The following is a 13,588-nucleotide window of genomic DNA, read 5'->3' as shown; positions in this document are numbered from 1 at the left end:
TTTAGGTAAAAATAAAACGTCTTCTGAAGTTAATCAGGTAACGATTAGGCGCTTCACAGAGATTCCAAAGACCCAGCGAAAAACGATGACATTCGACAATGGCAAAGAGTTTAGTAATCATGCAGAGCTGAGTAAGGAGTTGGAACTATTGTGTTACTTTGCTAATCCTTATCATTCCTGGGAGCGAGGTCTCAATGAACATACGAATGGATTATTAAGACAGTTTTTTCCAAAGCAGACAAATTTCAAAATCGTCAAACCGGAGACATTAGAAAGAGCCGTCATGTTGATTAACAAAAGACCAAGAAAATCGCTTGACTATAAAACGCCATTTGAAGTATTCTATTCAGATAAATCAGACGCTGATGCACTTCAGATTTGAATTGGCGGTGGATTATAAATTTCACTCTCATACGGCAGCCAAATGTAGCCAGGACTGAAGGGGCGATAAGCTGGAGATAATTCCATCTTTTGTCCAACCTCAATGGCTAAAACTAAGCCTGGAACAGACAACTCAGAAAAATCTTCCAACAACTCGCTGTAAGTCCTGAATTCATCGACTTCGACCCCAACCAGGGCATATCGAAATTCGGGAGCGGAACGCAGATGTTGGCAAAAGAGAATGCCTAACTCTGTCATTAGATAGGCACTTTCAGGAGACTCGATCCCAATCTCACTAATATTGTTAGGACAGACCCTGCACCACCAGTTCTCATCAATATCCTGGAAAGTGGCGGTTCGACATTGGCATGGGTGCCCATTGGAGAGGCTCCAAGTCGCTCCCTCAAAATACTCGGCGAATAGCTTTGCCTTGATTTCATCTGAACCGCATTCTGCCGATAGACTAAATATCCATGCCATCACAATGGGCTCCAGGTGTCGATATCAGACTACTCAACTCTTTCCCAATCGTTCTGGGTATTTGCCAGTGCTGCCTCGTATTTCTCTAAAAGCATTGTAGCGCTTGGCAGAATACTGATGTGGGTAGGGCTATCTTGAACTGATCTTGACTCAATAAAGTGGACAGGTAATCTAATCTGCGTTCAGGCTCTCTAGAGAAAGCCAATGATTAACTCACTATCTGGCTCGGCTGCATCGCAAAACGCTCTGCTATTCCAAGTCCGTAGAAATGCTGGCTCACTCCGTTCGATTGTTACTTCACTACCTCAAGTTCGACGATGTTCCAGTCCCTGCCGGGTTCATCCCTTAATTCAGCAACGCCCAATGGGTGTCATAAATGACACCCATTGAAACGGTGGCATCTACGTAACGATCAACGCAGCTTGACCTGGGCCTGGATCGGCAGGTGGTCAGAGGCCTGGGCAGCCTGGGTGACGATCCCAGCCTCGACCACCTCCAGGGTGGCGGGGGTGTAAAAGATATAGTCGAGGGTGTATTTGGGCTGGTCAGAGGGAAAGGTTGGGACGGTGGGTTCTGGGTCTATGGCCGAGGCCAGCACCGGGGAGTCGAGCAACAGTTGGATTGAGCGGGGTTCAGCCTCCGCATCGCGGCTAAGGCTGCTGTTGAAGTCGCCCAGCAGCAGCACCGGAGAATCTTCGGCATAGCCCTCAGCCAGGTCGCGTACCACCTGGGTTTGACGGGTGCGGGTAGGGCCGTCGAAGGCTTCGAGGTGAGCGTTGATGACGACTAAGGATTGGCCTGAGAGATCAATTTCGCTGACCTGGGCTACCCGGTCGAGGTAGAGGGCGTTGTAGAAGAAGGGGTTAGAGGGTACTTTTTCGAGCACCAGACGCTCGTTGCGGGTAATGGGGTAGCGACTCAACACGGCCTGTCCGGAGATTAGCTGCCGATAGTGGGCCTGGGGTGGCCAGTAGGGAAAGGGCACGTAGCGCTTGTCCCAGTTGACGGCGATCGCACCGTAGCTCATTTCCAGCGCTGCGGATACTGCGTACTGCTGGTTGACGTTGAAGGATCGGTAGGCATCAAAGTCAATTTCTTGCAGCGCCAGAATGTCGGGTTCTAGGGCTCCTAGGGCCTGAATGGCGGTGGCCTGGTTGGTGTCGTAGAGGGTGCGATCGCGCACGACCGCCTGCTGGTTGGTCAGTCCCGACAGATAGCCAATGTTGTAGCTGACTACGCTAAGCTGCTCAGGGTTGGCAACGCCAGGGCTGTAGGTGTCGTAGGTGATCAGATTGTCGTAGTCGGCCTCAGCCCAGTTGGGCGCGCTGATATAAAAGAACGTGCCCACCAATGCGGCTACGGGTAGCCCTAGGGCCAGACCTACCACCAACAAGATTTTTTTCATAGGGTTTTACTGTATGACTTCTGCCAATTCGTCGCGCTTGCCGCTGCGGTTTTGGATTGCCGCTCTGGTGGCGTTTATCAACGCGGTGGGGTTTACGCTGATTATTCCACTGATTTACCCCTACGCGGTGGAATTTGGCCTCAGCGATTTTCAGGCTAGCCTGCTGACGACCGCCTACGCCGCTGCGCAGTTTTTGGCCACGCCAATTTTGGGCCGTCTGTCTGACCGCATCGGGCGCAAACCGCTGCTGATTGTCAGCCTGCTGGGCACGGTGGCAGCCAACCTAATGGCGGGGCTGGCCCCGGTGGCCTGGGTGCTGTTTGCGGCCCGGCTGCTCGACGGAATCACTGGCGGCAATACCTCCATTGCCCAGGCGATTGTCAGCGACATTACGACTCCTGACCAACGGGCGCGGGCCTACGGCATTTTTGGGGCGATGTTTCGACTCGGGTTTGTGGTGGGGCCGCCCTTGAGCTACGTAGCCCAGCTGGTGCCACCGCTGCCGGGGTTTACCAGCCTGGGCATGGGGTTTTTGTTTTCAGCGGCGATCGCCCTGATCGCCACCCTGCTCTGCCTGGTGCTGCTGCCTGAAACCCTGGAAAACTGCTGCGAGACCTTTCAGCTCTCCTGGCGAGATTTTGGCTTTGGGCGGCTGGCCCGTTCCGCCACCGATACGCGGTTTAGCCGCATTTTCTGGCTGACGTTTTTCAGCGGCTTCACCTTTACGATCTTCACCTTTGCCTTTCAGCCCTTCTTTCTCAAGGTGCTGGGGCAAGATGCCCGCAACCTGGCGATTATGTTTGCAGCGGTCGGCGTTATCGGCTTTGTCACCCAGGTGTTTGCCCTCGAACCGATGCGGCGGCGCTTTGGCCTGGTGCAGCTGCTGGTGGGGGCGCTGGCTATGCGGGGCATTTTGTTTCTGCTGATGCCGACGTTCCCGAGCATCGTCGCCTTTGCGGCGATCGCCGTGGTGTTTAGCGTCGTCAATGCCTTCCCCATGCCACTGATCGATGCGCTGCTATCGCTCACCAGCGGTCCCCGCGAACAGGGCGAGGTGCTGGGGCTAAATGCCTCGTACCTGAGTATTTCCAATGCCATCGGCCCGGCGACGGCAGGGCTGCTGGTCAGCGTCAGCTACAGCTTCCCGTTTTGGATTGCCGGAGCGCTGACGCTATTGACCGCCTGGTTTGCCATGACGCTCTCGGGGCGCGGCACGGCTAAAGGATTTCATTTATAGACTTACAACTGTTGCTGGGGGCAGGGGAAATGGGGAGCTAGAGAGTATGCCTCAAGTCCCAGTCCCCTAAACCACCTCTTCCACCATCTCGGGCTCGGGCTCGGGCTCGGTCTCACCCAGTACCGTGAGAAACTGGAGCGCCATGGCAATATAGATGGCGCACTGGGTCGGCGGCAACTGGTAAAACGAGTGCCAGGCAGCGGCCCGATCGGCATCGTAGTGGGAGATGCGATCGGGCTGCTGGTCGAGCCAGCCCAGGCGCACCGCGTGGCCAATCAGCACGTCTAGGTAGAGATAATCTTCGAAGTACAGGTCGGGGTTGACCTTAAAGATCTCGCCCATTTCTCGCAGAGCTTCGAGGTTGACGTGGCGATACTCTGGGGCCTGGATTTTGTTCAGCAGGTGGGTGATGCGGCGCTCAAAGTTTTGTTCGCCGGGGGTCATCTCCGAGAGAATGCGATCGCTGTCGATTCGGTTTTTGCGGTCAAACTTATTGCCGATGACGATGCCCTTAGAGTGCTTCAGCACCTCCCATACCTGGGTATAAAACTCTGGCGGAATGCGAGCAATCTCGCCATCGATCATACGCTTGCGCAACCAGTCTTGGACTGGCTCGGTGGGTTCAAGCTCTAGAGCAGCGGCGTCGGGCACCACTTGCCAGTTAATCGGGTTATGGGGCTTAACGTGTAGCGACTCGCGGCGAAAGATCGACTGGTTGAGTCCGTCAAACCCGGCTAGCACCTGGCGCAGGCGGGTTTTGAGTTCAAAGGGGCTGAGGTCAACCAGCTGGGCGTAGGCCTCATCTTGGGGAATGTGGCGCTCGCGGGCCAACTCGCTGGTAATCAACAGCAGCAGGTAGCCCACCCGCAGGGTCAGCAGCCCGTCAAACAGGCTGGGCTCGGCCTTGATCAAAATGCTCAGATCGATCAGCACCTCCTGGTTGAGCACATGGTCGCGCACATCGTCGCCGCAGAGGGCGCGAATTGTTTCGATGATCTCGCTGTGGCTCATAGGCTCGGTGATTAGCGATGCCTCGCTGTAGGCCTTGCCTACCGAGATCTGCTTCTGGCGTACCAGCAGCTCGGTCACTGCATCTGACAGGGTAATGTCGGCCTTGCCCAGCAGCCCGGCGGCGCGGCGCAAAATGCCCCACTGCTCGAGCTGGCTGGCCTTGGCATAGACCTCATTCAGCAAATTCTCAACGGTAACGGCTCGACTAGAGCCGCCCAAGCCGGTGTTGAAATTCAAGCCATGCAGGTGCTTGAGGGTGCTGAGTAGTTCAATTTGCTCGTAGACATTGTTCGATTCGCCCAGCTGAGTAAGCAGGCGATCGAGGTCAGTTTCGTGCTCGACGTCGTACTCTTCGAGCAGCGACAGGGGGCCATCGTGGCCGGGTTCAAAGCCCAGATAGGCCGTCCACAGAGGCGAGTAGCCAATGGAGGCGTGACCCAACTGATAGGCGTTGACGTTGTCAATGCGCTCTAGGCTGGTGGTCATCATCAGCTGGTGCAGAGGGCCGATTTTGACCGGCACGTGATCGCAGCGATCGCCCATTAGCTCCTTCATCAGCGCCATCAGCGGCGATTCGTAGATCGGCTTATGACCCAGCTGAAACATGGCGTGGGTGAGCAGCAGCGTCACCGTGGGTCGCCCCGGCTCGCGCCAGTGGTCGTAGATATAGGCCAGCTCGCTGCGCATCTGAGCCACCAAAAAGTGGTAGTCGAGGGTGAGGTAAAACCGCTGCTGGTCTAAGAATGACGGCAAAAACACCACCGACTCGCCCTGAATGCGAAACATCCGCGAGGTGGTCAGGCTGCGCAGCCGCCGCACCGGGCGACCGCTGAGGCCCAGCTTGTCGTTTTTGCCAATCTCGGCATAGATCGACGACAGTTCACTGGCTGGATAGACCTGTACCGGGTCAATTTCTTCTAGGGTTTGGGTGGCTAGGCCGTAGGTGGCTAGCTCCGTTTGCAGGGCCTTGTCTTCGGCCAGCAGGGCCACCTGCACCACCGGATAGCGGTGATCGCCCAAAACGCGGTACCGCCCCAGGGGGTCGATATCGCTGGGTTTGAGCAGCCCGTCTTGCAGCAATTGCCCCAACAAATAGAGGCTCTGGGCCCAGACCAGGGGCAGGTTCTCATTGGGCAACCGAGATTGACTGCCGGGCGTTTCGCGCTCGGCCTCCAGGCCGTCTTCGGGCACGTAGTATAGCTCGGGCAGCAATCCCAGACCATCGCGATCGACCGTGAGCGCCGCCAGCCGCTCTTGGTAAACGCGAATTTGGTCTTTGTCGCCGGCAAACAAGCTATCTAGCCACAGGTAGGTGAAAAACAGCGGCCATTCGCACTCAATGTGCTCAAATTGCTTCAGCTCTTCGGGCTCGTAATGGAGGCGAGTGGTGTCTTCGATCACGGTCTGGTGGCCATCGCGCAAAAACCGTTTGCAGCCGTAGTTGCCCTGCAGCTTGTCGATAATTTTCTGCCGCGTCTTGCGAGCCAGTTGGTCGTCGTCGATGGCAAAGCCGGGATAGCCCACAATACTCAACAGCGCCGCATCCACTTCTTTAGAGCCCGACTCGCGGGGCAGCAGCGACTCTAACGTAATTCGAGCTCGGGCGATCTCATCGGTGAGCACGTGAATCATCGAGGCCTGCCCACCACGCATGCCAAAGAGGTTGAAGCCCCGCAGCGCCTCTAGGGCCGCCTTGGCCATACCCACCGAACTGGCGTTGAGCTCGGGCTTGCCGTGGTTGATTTTGTTGCCCCGCTCCCAAATACCGTAGTCGGGGGTACGGTAGGCCCGGCCAATGTAATAGACCAGGTTTTGCACAACGTTGACTTCATCCTGGGTGAAGATGATTTGCAGCCCCGAGGCCGTCATCTGCGCCAGCATCAGCAAAAACACCGAGGTGGCGTCAATTTGCAAGTGCCCCCATTCGTCGTCGCCCACCACCGGTAGCCCGCTGCCGGTGTCGTACTTGGCATGGAGTGCTTGGAGTGGATCTTGCCGTTCTTTGAATTGCTCGACCTTCTCCGCCTGACGAGTCATGGCCATGAGCAGCCCCCGCATCAGCTTGACGACGCTCTGCTCAAGCTCAACAGTGCGGCCCTGGTCGTCGTCGAGGTGGCGGTAGGCCAGCGCTACCCCCCACACCGCCAAAATGCTGTAGACGTTGTCGCGCACCCAGGCATCGGTGTAGTCGCCATGCACATTCACCGCCGTACTGGCGGGCAGCAGGCCGCTAACCGGATGCTGACGAGCCAAAATCACGGTTTTGATCTCGTGATAGTAGCGATCGAGCCGTTCCTGGAGGGAGGCTGAAGACATAAGCAATTATGGCTATAGGAGCAACGGCAGGTCAGAGTTAATCGGGTTGTAACCTACTCTAGGGGCAATTGACCAGACCAGCGAAAGAGACATGGCAGAATTCTCAGATCGGTGGCTCGATGCAGTATGACGGATTGCTAGGCTGGATTGGGTTCGTCGTGGTCAGGTTTGGTGGCAGCCTTGAGGTTCTTGTCACCATTGGCTTCTGCGTGAGGGGCGATCGCGGTATTGCAGGTTTCCAGATCGGTACAGCCAGATACCCCACAGGCTGTATCAAATAGCGATTCAACCTCCTTCAGGGCGGCTTGAAAACTCGCGTTGGCGTTGGCGCGGCTTGCAGACATCGGTCTATCTCCAGGTTAGAAACAGGTAGACACCAGCATTCCCCCTAAACCCAAGTTGATTCGACTGTGATCATACGGCTATTGGCTAGACAAGCTGCCCAGCCAGTCTAGCAACAGCGGATTGACCACCTCAGGGCGCTCGTCGTGGGGGCAGTGGCCGGTGTCGGCAATGCTGTGGAACGTGACGCGATCGCTCTCTGCGGCCAAATCACCGTAGATTTTGGCTCCTGCGATCGGCGTCCAGGGATCATTTTCACCCCACAACACCAAGAGGGGCTGGGCAATATGGGGCAGCAGGTCTTCGGGTTTTGGCCCCGGCGGCGCGGTGACGACCGAGGCAAACACCTTCTGAGCGGTGGGCCGACAGGCCGGGGTGTAGAGCATATCGACCAGCTCGTCGGTGATCGCCTCGGGGTTGCGGTAAACCTGCTTGAGCGAGCTGCGAATGCGGCCTTTGCGGCGCACCTGGTTAAAGACGATCGGCCCCACCGTGGGTGAACTGACCAGCCAGGTAAAGGCCCCCATTACCCAGTTCAGGGGCGGGTGCAGCTCTTCGGGGCGGTGGTTGAGGCCCCCGGCGCAGTTGAGCACGGCCCCGGCCTGGGCTTTGTCGGGGTGGTTGGCCAGCAGCATGAGGGTGAGCAGGCCGCCGATGGAGTTGCCGACGTAGATGGCGGGAGTGCCAATGAACTCGCTCCAAAAGTCGGCCAGCAGGTCTTGCCAGAGGTCGAGGGTGTAGGGTAGCTCGGGCTGGTCGGAGTCGCCAAAGCCCAGCAGGTCGATGGCATAGACCCGGTTGCCTGCTGCCGCCAGGGCCGGGATATTCTTGCGCCAGTGGCCCAGCGATGCGCCGAAGCCGTGGATCAGGACGATGGGCGTGCCGTTTCCGGTGCCCTCTTCGGTAACGGTGTAGGCAATGGTGTGGCCCTGCCATACCCAGGTGTGCTTTTCGATGGCTGTCAGCGACAGGGGAACCAGTTCAGCGACCATAGTCAGTAATGTAACGACATGTAACTAATTCCTATAATACAGGGTTAGCTCTGGCCATTGTTTAAGATGCTGATCAACTGCGATCGCGATCATGACTGGGGCCTCGGTTGTTGCGGCTGCAAGTATTTTCTGCCGTTATGAGGGGCAACTGGGTATGGCTTGGGGCGTTTGCGCGAACCCTGCCAGCCCCAGAGCCAGTTTGCTGACCTTTGAACATCAGGGGTGTCAAGCGTTTGAAGCCGATGAGAACAGTGATGAATTTACTAGTTTTGGACAGGATCGTCCGTAGGGGGATGGCGACCTACCGTTTGAGGTAAAGGTTGCGAATGGTGCGGTTTACGAAGCTCAAATAGTCGTCTATCTCTTCGTAGCGATCTAGTTCGGCGACTTCTTCTGAGCTAAGACTATTATCTACTTGCTTATCAAGTAAGGCTTCTATACGCTGCTGAACAATTTGAGAGGCTCGAAAGATAGGAATACCTTCTTCAACCACAATATTAACGGCACCCTCGACGGGTAGAGAGGCCGGGAGGGTTTGAAGGTGAGGGGGAAGTAGAACGCTCATAGGGTCTATGCTAGCAGCTCATAGGCTGGGTTGAGTTGGCGAAACCTGAGGCTCAGCATTGGCTGGGTAAACGCCTCTCGAGATTGGCCCGTTTTAAGCTTTTATCGCTATCTTGAGCAAGAGATGTATCTTTAGTAACCCAGAAATCAGAGATGAGATTTGTTGCCGGAGACGGTTGGTACGGGGTGAAAATTCTGAGTATGTGACGGGTTTCGCGCGCTCAACTCAACCTACAGCTAGTCGTTTTCCAAGTCACTCGGTAATGCGAAAATTTCGTCTTGAATAAGCTCTGGTAAATCTTCGGTATGGACGTGCAGGTGGCTAACGGAGCCCGTAAGTTCCGCAAGAATGTCTCCCTTTTGATCATCAGTTAAGTTGGCTAACTTAAGTTGACTGAGCAAGAACGTCACCTTCTCACATTCTTCACCTAATTCGGTCAGAATCGTTGAAAGAGTTGGATTTACCTGTAAAGGCTGTTGAATATTAGAAATCATTGCCCTCGCCTCAATCGCTTTTCTGCTCTAGCCAAACTTTTCTGAAGCCCTGAGATTTCTTTGTGCCAATATCTAATCAAGTTTTCATCTGGTGCTGGCTTCTGTTGTTCAGTGGCTATTTTCTCGTAGTGAATCTCAACCTGTCTACGAATACTTTCAACGGACTTGCGAAACTTCTTCTTAGACAAAGGCTCCCCCCTCACGACCCTGCTCTAATGCTTGCATCGAAGCTTCGCACTCAGATTTCAGCAGGAGTATCCTCAGTGCTTATCTGCAAACCGCAAATAAGAAATCTGGCGAATCGCCAAAAGCCTTGATGTGCCGTAGGTTGAGCAGTACCCACCATTAGCTATTGAGCAACAGAAAATTTAGGTTCTGGCAGGGGCAGCCCATCTTCCTCTAGCAGAAGCTGTAAAACCTCTCGCCCGTTGCGGACCGCTTCTTCGTAGCTGCTGCCGTGGGTGCGATAGGTCTGTTCAGGAAAATCGGGCAGATGCACCAGAAAGCAATCCTCCTCTTCTGACCAGACAATAATCATCTCATAACGCAGGTTGCTCATTATCTCTAATTCCCTTGCTGCAACAGATCCTGTGCTAGGCAGCTTTTGCAAGCTTAGCCCGCGCCCCAACAACCGTTAGTCCGACTGCTTCTTGAGTGGCTTCGTCATAGCAAAGTACCACACCATCGCCAATGCCGATCCCAACTGCAGGGCGAGGCTCACCAACCGATAGATACAAGATATCCGCTTCATCGTCATAGTCCCAGCTGGTTTGATTGGATGCTTGCAGAATTTTCAGCCTGTCCATAAAACTTCGCTTTCGCTGGCGCTGGCCTTGGTGCTTGGCATCAGCTTAAATTAACGCCTGAGAAAAAGTGGTTGCAGGTGCTGGCTCTCTTCGCGTTTCCCTGGTTTTGCTGGTTGCCAATTGTCACTACCCTGGGCACCTGGGCGCTCTACGACTTTCTCGCTCAGGTTTCTCCCCTGGGCAGCATACCCATATGGCAACAAACTACCATTGTTGTAGCGGCTGTGGCTGGCCTATGGGCGGCGCTCTGGCACCGTGGGCAGGGGCTCGATGCCAGAGCCAGAAACCCATTCCATGGCGGTGTACTGGGGGCTGCACTGGGCGTCAAGCGATCGCCGTAGGGCATTGCCCACCGCTCATCCAAGGCACAAACCACTATCTCTCTGATAACGCTATGCCCCTCTAGCTCTGCCCTTGCCCGATCACTAAAAAATCCTACGATGAAGAAAAGCTGAGATAGTTTCACGTAACAGTTGGACGGTGGGCAATGCCCACCCTACTTTTCAAATAGGAGAGACTAATGAGCACAGCAGAAAGCATTTATGAACTGGTAAAAACGCTACCTGAAGCAGAGGCCAGCCTAGTTCTGGTGTTTGCTGAGTTTATTCATCAACGTGCTTTAGCCAGCTCGTCTGCGCAGACCATTTCCAACGGTGCCAGATTTCAAGCCGTATCTCTAAATACTAAAGGCTTCAAATTCAACCGAGATGAAGCCAATGAGCGCTAAAGCATTTCTCGATACCAACATTGTTATCTACGGCTATTCCCAAGATGAGCCAGACAAACAGCAACAAGCCCGTGAATGTACTCAAACTCATGAATCATGGATTAGCACGCAGGTTTTGAATGAAACTGTCAATACCTTGAAACGTAAGTTTTCGCTAGAGTATCGCCAAATCGGCGCTGTTGTTGATGAGCTGAGTCAACAAGGTCAACCTGCGGACGTGATCATCTAATTTGACCGGGGCGATCGCAGCCTTGAGGGTAGACACTTTGCACAACCCTAAAACCTGGTTCAGGGAGCTGGGGCAAAATCTCCTTTCGCCAACCAGGATTCGGTATCAGAGGCCAAATCAAATCGTGCCTGCACCCGCCAAAGAAACCCGGTTTCTAGCCGCAGCCAGCTTCGACGCCGCGAGGGGGCAAACCAGCACGGGCTAAACGCCAACATCCCCCCAGTAGGCACAATCTACCGGGGGGAGGCTTTAGAGAAAATAGGCCTACAATCAAGCCATGCTATCTGCCCTGCGGGTCGGGCGCTTGCGTTATTGCAGCTCCTCTACCGTGGCTTCGATCGCATCTCGGGTCGGTATGGGGCGGTTAAAGCCATTGATTAACTCGCTATTCTCCAGGCGCTGCAATGCCGTAGCGCGATCGAGGGTCTGCACCCGCTGCCTGAGGGAGGCGATATCTTGCTCGCCAGGGGTGATAAACAGCTGTTCACCACTGTTCAGAACGATTTCCTCGGCACTGCCGGGCAGCCGAAATGCCACCTCGCCCTCCCAGGAAAAAATTTCGATGGGGGCCGCCGGGGCATCAATAATATTGACAAACACCGTGGTGCCGCGAATGCCAGCGATGCCAGCGGGGGTGACGATCTCCACCGGTTCTGCCGCTTTACCCTCTACCCAGGTGATCATTTGCCCAGTATTGAGCACGAGCTGGTTGGGTTGTAGGGTTAAGGTTGCATCGCCGCCAATGCGGAATACTGGGCCAGTCTCTAGCCCTACCTCGGCGAGGGCCTGGTCTACGGTGCGAATGCGATCGCCGTAGGCAAGGGCCTGGTTCAGCTGGGCCGGAGCCGGGGCATTCTGGCCCAGCGTGACCGAGACCGGCTCGGCAACAATGGCTTGAATGGTGGCGATGTTGGCCGCTGCGTCGTCGGTAACTGTAGTAGTTGAATCCCCCGGGAGCGGCGCTGGTGGCGGGGTGGCTTGGCAGCCCATCACGCCTATCACCAATAGCAGCGGTAGGGCAAACGCCCTCAGGTTGACGGTAGGCGCGATCGGATTGGGGAGAGAGTACATGGTGATAGTGTCATTCAGGGAGATAAAAGCCGCGGTATTCTCTAATTTCTTCAGCCCGGTGCACCAACAATCCGGTCAGGCGTAAGGTAATAGTGGCGATTAATCAGCCATGCCCGCCAGTGCGGGTGGTGTTGACCAGGGCGGTTAGCACCAGCATGTGGGCAGTTTTGTTTTATCTATTTGGAGATCGAACCCTGTGGAACTGGTGATTTGGCTCTCGGTTGTACTCACCATCCTCGGCCTGGGCATGGGGGCGATGGTGTGGGCCTACCGTCGCCCCCTGGGCAATAGTGCCCTGTTTCCGACGCCGGTAACGGAGCTATCGGTGCCGATTAGCGATGGGGCTAGAGCCCAGTTTGAAGCGGGCTGCGCCGCCTTTGCGGCGGGCCGCTACCCGGCGGCGATCGATCAGTTCACCAACGTGATGGTGGCCGAGCCTGACTGTGCCGAGGCCTTTCACAATGGCGGTTTGGCCTACGCCAATATGGGCACCGACAGCATGGCCGTACAGGGATTGCTCAAAGCCAGCGATCGCTACGATCGCCAGGGCACCAAACCCCGCCTCGACCTGGTCAAACAGCAGCTCGAACAGATCGCTGGGCGGCGGGGCGTCAAACCTGGCGCCAAGGACTAGGAGCGGGGGCAATGGCCAAACAGCGTCTAGATGCTCTGCTGGTGGAACGGGGCCTGTGCGACTCGCGCCAGCAGGCCCAGCGGTTGATTCGGGCCGGAGACGTGCAGGTCAACCACGCGGTGGTCGATAAACCCGGCACTGCCTTCACGGCGGATGTGGATGTACTGGTAAAGGCGCGATCGCCCTTTGTCTCACGCGGCGGCGAAAAGCTGGCCAAGGCCCTGACTGAGTTTCCCATCGTCATCCCCGGCAGAATTGCGCTAGACGGCGGCATTTCGACCGGCGGCTTCACCGACTGCCTGCTCCAGGCCGGGGCCGAGCGGGTCTACGGCATTGATGTGGGCTACGGCCAGGTGGCCTGGGCCCTGCGCCAGGATTCCCGCGTGGTGTTGCGCGAGCGCACCAACCTGCGCCACCTCACCCCTGAACAGCTCTATGGCGAGAACGATCGCCGCCCCGACCTGGGCGTCATGGACCTGTCGTTTATTTCCCTCACCAAAGTGCTGCCTGCATTTTGGGCGCTGCTGATGCCCCCCCGCGAAGCCGTGCTGCTGGTGAAACCGCAGTTTGAGGTGGGGCGCGATCGCGTCGGCAAGAAAGGCGTCGTCCGCGACCCTGGGGATCAGGCCGGTGCGATCGCCGCCGTTCTGGAAACCGCCCAAACCCTCGGCTGGGCCTACCGTGGCCTCACCTGGTCGCCCCTGGTTGGCCCGGCTGGCAATATTGAGTATCTGCTGTGGCTGGTAGAGGCGGGAGAGGGGCAGGAGAATGAAGTGCCTACCTTGGATGACCTCAAGGCTCTTGCCATTGGTGCTCGGCTGGCTTTGGGAGATTGAGATCCCTAAACGGTACATCACTGGGCAGATGAACCTCATATGACTATAGCTTCGATGCTAGG

General features: G+C 56.0%; 17 protein-coding genes and 1 pseudogene. 8 read left to right on the top strand and 10 right to left on the bottom strand.

Annotated features, from left to right (window positions below; genetic code table 11):
* The coding region (locus IQ254_RS10640; RefSeq protein ID WP_193966154.1) for an IS30 family transposase at positions 1 to 382 on the top strand (382 nt) is incomplete at its 5' end.
* On the opposite strand, the gene IQ254_RS10635 is transcribed toward IQ254_RS10640, so the two are convergent.
* Positions 373 to 861: a hypothetical protein gene (locus IQ254_RS10635; protein ID WP_193966153.1), complete on the bottom strand. Its 489-nt coding sequence runs from the start codon at positions 859 to 861 to the stop codon at positions 373 to 375. The two genes, IQ254_RS10640 and IQ254_RS10635, sit on opposite strands and share 10 nt — an antisense overlap.
* A gap of 184 nt (positions 862 to 1,045) precedes the next feature.
* Between IQ254_RS10635 and IQ254_RS10630 the strand changes: the two are divergent.
* Positions 1,046 to 1,210 (top strand): annotated as a pseudogene (locus IQ254_RS10630) (IS1 family transposase); the annotation flags it as partial.
* A 63-nt stretch (positions 1,211 to 1,273) separates the two neighbouring features.
* On the opposite strand, the gene IQ254_RS10625 reads toward IQ254_RS10630, so the two are convergent.
* Positions 1,274 to 2,266 carry an endonuclease/exonuclease/phosphatase family protein gene (locus IQ254_RS10625; protein WP_193966152.1) on the bottom strand — a complete coding sequence of 331 codons (993 nt, stop codon included), beginning with the start codon at positions 2,264 to 2,266 and terminating at the stop codon, positions 1,274 to 1,276.
* A 13-nt stretch (positions 2,267 to 2,279) separates the two neighbouring features.
* Here IQ254_RS10625 and IQ254_RS10620 point away from each other — a divergent pair, with 13 nt between their 5' ends.
* Positions 2,280 to 3,503: an MFS transporter gene (locus tag IQ254_RS10620; RefSeq protein ID WP_193966151.1), complete on the top strand. Its 1,224-nt coding sequence runs from the start codon at positions 2,280 to 2,282 to the stop codon at positions 3,501 to 3,503.
* A 66-nt stretch (positions 3,504 to 3,569) separates the two neighbouring features.
* On the opposite strand, the gene IQ254_RS10615 is transcribed toward IQ254_RS10620, so the two are convergent.
* The 7 genes from IQ254_RS10615 to IQ254_RS10585 all read right to left on the bottom strand — a co-directional run bounded on the left by IQ254_RS10615 (position 3,570) and on the right by IQ254_RS10585 (position 10,029).
* Positions 3,570 to 6,830: a glycoside hydrolase family 15 protein gene (locus IQ254_RS10615; protein WP_193966150.1), complete on the bottom strand. Its 3,261-nt coding sequence runs from the start codon at positions 6,828 to 6,830 to the stop codon at positions 3,570 to 3,572.
* 137 nt (positions 6,831 to 6,967) lie between these two features.
* Entirely contained in the window at positions 6,968 to 7,174 is a 207-nt protein-coding gene (locus IQ254_RS10610) for a hypothetical protein (RefSeq protein WP_193966149.1), read from the bottom strand.
* Between the two features lie 78 nt (positions 7,175 to 7,252).
* Positions 7,253 to 8,164, bottom strand: coding sequence for an alpha/beta fold hydrolase (locus tag IQ254_RS10605; protein WP_193966148.1), 912 nt, complete (start codon positions 8,162 to 8,164; stop codon positions 7,253 to 7,255).
* Between the two features lie 301 nt (positions 8,165 to 8,465).
* A complete protein-coding gene (locus IQ254_RS10600; RefSeq protein ID WP_193966147.1) occupies positions 8,466 to 8,729 on the bottom strand; it encodes a hypothetical protein in 264 nt (87 codons plus the stop codon).
* A 236-nt stretch (positions 8,730 to 8,965) separates the two neighbouring features.
* Positions 8,966 to 9,223: a hypothetical protein gene (locus tag IQ254_RS10595; protein ID WP_193966146.1), complete on the bottom strand. Its 258-nt coding sequence runs from the start codon at positions 9,221 to 9,223 to the stop codon at positions 8,966 to 8,968.
* 349 nt (positions 9,224 to 9,572) lie between these two features.
* Entirely contained in the window at positions 9,573 to 9,782 is a 210-nt protein-coding gene (locus tag IQ254_RS10590) for a type II toxin-antitoxin system HicB family antitoxin (RefSeq protein WP_193966145.1), read from the bottom strand.
* A gap of 34 nt (positions 9,783 to 9,816) precedes the next feature.
* Positions 9,817 to 10,029 (bottom strand): DUF2283 domain-containing protein, encoded by a 213-nt coding sequence (locus tag IQ254_RS10585; RefSeq protein WP_193966144.1) that lies wholly within the window; start codon positions 10,027 to 10,029, stop codon positions 9,817 to 9,819.
* 113 nt (positions 10,030 to 10,142) lie between these two features.
* Between IQ254_RS10585 and IQ254_RS10580 the strand changes: the two genes are divergently transcribed.
* From IQ254_RS10580 to IQ254_RS10570, 3 genes are all read left to right on the top strand, one after another.
* A complete protein-coding gene (locus IQ254_RS10580; RefSeq protein ID WP_193966143.1) occupies positions 10,143 to 10,370 on the top strand; it encodes a hypothetical protein in 228 nt (75 codons plus the stop codon).
* Positions 10,371 to 10,549: 179 nt separating this feature from the next.
* Positions 10,550 to 10,756 (top strand): hypothetical protein, encoded by a 207-nt coding sequence (locus tag IQ254_RS10575; protein ID WP_193966142.1) that lies wholly within the window; start codon positions 10,550 to 10,552, stop codon positions 10,754 to 10,756.
* On the top strand, positions 10,746 to 10,985 hold the full coding sequence (locus IQ254_RS10570; RefSeq protein ID WP_193966141.1) for a hypothetical protein: 240 nt from the start codon (positions 10,746 to 10,748) through the stop codon (positions 10,983 to 10,985). Before IQ254_RS10575 ends, IQ254_RS10570 begins: the two co-directional genes overlap by 11 nt.
* Before the next feature lie 309 nt (positions 10,986 to 11,294).
* Here IQ254_RS10570 and IQ254_RS10565 read toward each other — a convergent pair whose 3' ends face one another.
* Positions 11,295 to 12,056, bottom strand: a complete 762-nt coding sequence (locus tag IQ254_RS10565) for a FecR domain-containing protein (protein ID WP_193966140.1) — start codon at positions 12,054 to 12,056, stop codon at positions 11,295 to 11,297.
* A gap of 196 nt (positions 12,057 to 12,252) precedes the next feature.
* On the opposite strand from IQ254_RS10565, the gene IQ254_RS10560 reads away from it, so the two are divergent.
* Together IQ254_RS10560 and IQ254_RS10555 are read left to right on the top strand one after the other, a co-directional pair.
* A complete protein-coding gene (locus IQ254_RS10560; protein ID WP_193966139.1) occupies positions 12,253 to 12,690 on the top strand; it encodes a hypothetical protein in 438 nt (145 codons plus the stop codon).
* A gap of 11 nt (positions 12,691 to 12,701) precedes the next feature.
* Positions 12,702 to 13,526, top strand: coding sequence for a TlyA family RNA methyltransferase (locus IQ254_RS10555; RefSeq protein WP_193966138.1), 825 nt, complete (start codon positions 12,702 to 12,704; stop codon positions 13,524 to 13,526).
* Positions 13,527 to 13,588: the final 62 nt, after the last annotated feature.

The organism is Nodosilinea sp. LEGE 07088 (genome assembly GCF_015207395.1).
Taxonomy (GTDB): Bacteria; Cyanobacteriota; Cyanobacteriia; order Phormidesmidales; family Phormidesmidaceae; genus Nodosilinea.
This window is presented reverse-complemented; position numbering and strand designations above follow the sequence as displayed.

What these genes read in the sequence shown, in the direction of transcription:
- IQ254_RS10635 (WP_193966153.1), bottom strand. Translation starts at nt 861, where the DNA reads ATGGCATGGATATTTAGTCTATCGGCAGAATGCGGTTCAGATGAAATC.
- IQ254_RS10625 (WP_193966152.1), bottom strand. Translation starts at nt 2,266, where the DNA reads ATGAAAAAAATCTTGTTGGTGGTAGGTCTGGCCCTAGGGCTACCCGTA.
- IQ254_RS10620 (WP_193966151.1), top strand. Translation starts at nt 2,280, where the DNA reads ATGACTTCTGCCAATTCGTCGCGCTTGCCGCTGCGGTTTTGGATTGCC.
- IQ254_RS10615 (WP_193966150.1), bottom strand. Translation starts at nt 6,830, where the DNA reads ATGTCTTCAGCCTCCCTCCAGGAACGGCTCGATCGCTACTATCACGAG.
- IQ254_RS10610 (WP_193966149.1), bottom strand. Translation starts at nt 7,174, where the DNA reads ATGTCTGCAAGCCGCGCCAACGCCAACGCGAGTTTTCAAGCCGCCCTG.
- IQ254_RS10605 (WP_193966148.1), bottom strand. Translation starts at nt 8,164, where the DNA reads ATGGTCGCTGAACTGGTTCCCCTGTCGCTGACAGCCATCGAAAAGCAC.
- IQ254_RS10600 (WP_193966147.1), bottom strand. Translation starts at nt 8,729, where the DNA reads ATGAGCGTTCTACTTCCCCCTCACCTTCAAACCCTCCCGGCCTCTCTA.
- IQ254_RS10595 (WP_193966146.1), bottom strand. Translation starts at nt 9,223, where the DNA reads ATGATTTCTAATATTCAACAGCCTTTACAGGTAAATCCAACTCTTTCA.
- IQ254_RS10590 (WP_193966145.1), bottom strand. Translation starts at nt 9,782, where the DNA reads ATGAGCAACCTGCGTTATGAGATGATTATTGTCTGGTCAGAAGAGGAG.
- IQ254_RS10585 (WP_193966144.1), bottom strand. Translation starts at nt 10,029, where the DNA reads ATGGACAGGCTGAAAATTCTGCAAGCATCCAATCAAACCAGCTGGGAC.
- IQ254_RS10575 (WP_193966142.1), top strand. Translation starts at nt 10,550, where the DNA reads ATGAGCACAGCAGAAAGCATTTATGAACTGGTAAAAACGCTACCTGAA.
- IQ254_RS10570 (WP_193966141.1), top strand. Translation starts at nt 10,746, where the DNA reads ATGAGCGCTAAAGCATTTCTCGATACCAACATTGTTATCTACGGCTAT.
- IQ254_RS10565 (WP_193966140.1), bottom strand. Translation starts at nt 12,056, where the DNA reads ATGTACTCTCTCCCCAATCCGATCGCGCCTACCGTCAACCTGAGGGCG.
- IQ254_RS10555 (WP_193966138.1), top strand. Translation starts at nt 12,702, where the DNA reads ATGGCCAAACAGCGTCTAGATGCTCTGCTGGTGGAACGGGGCCTGTGC.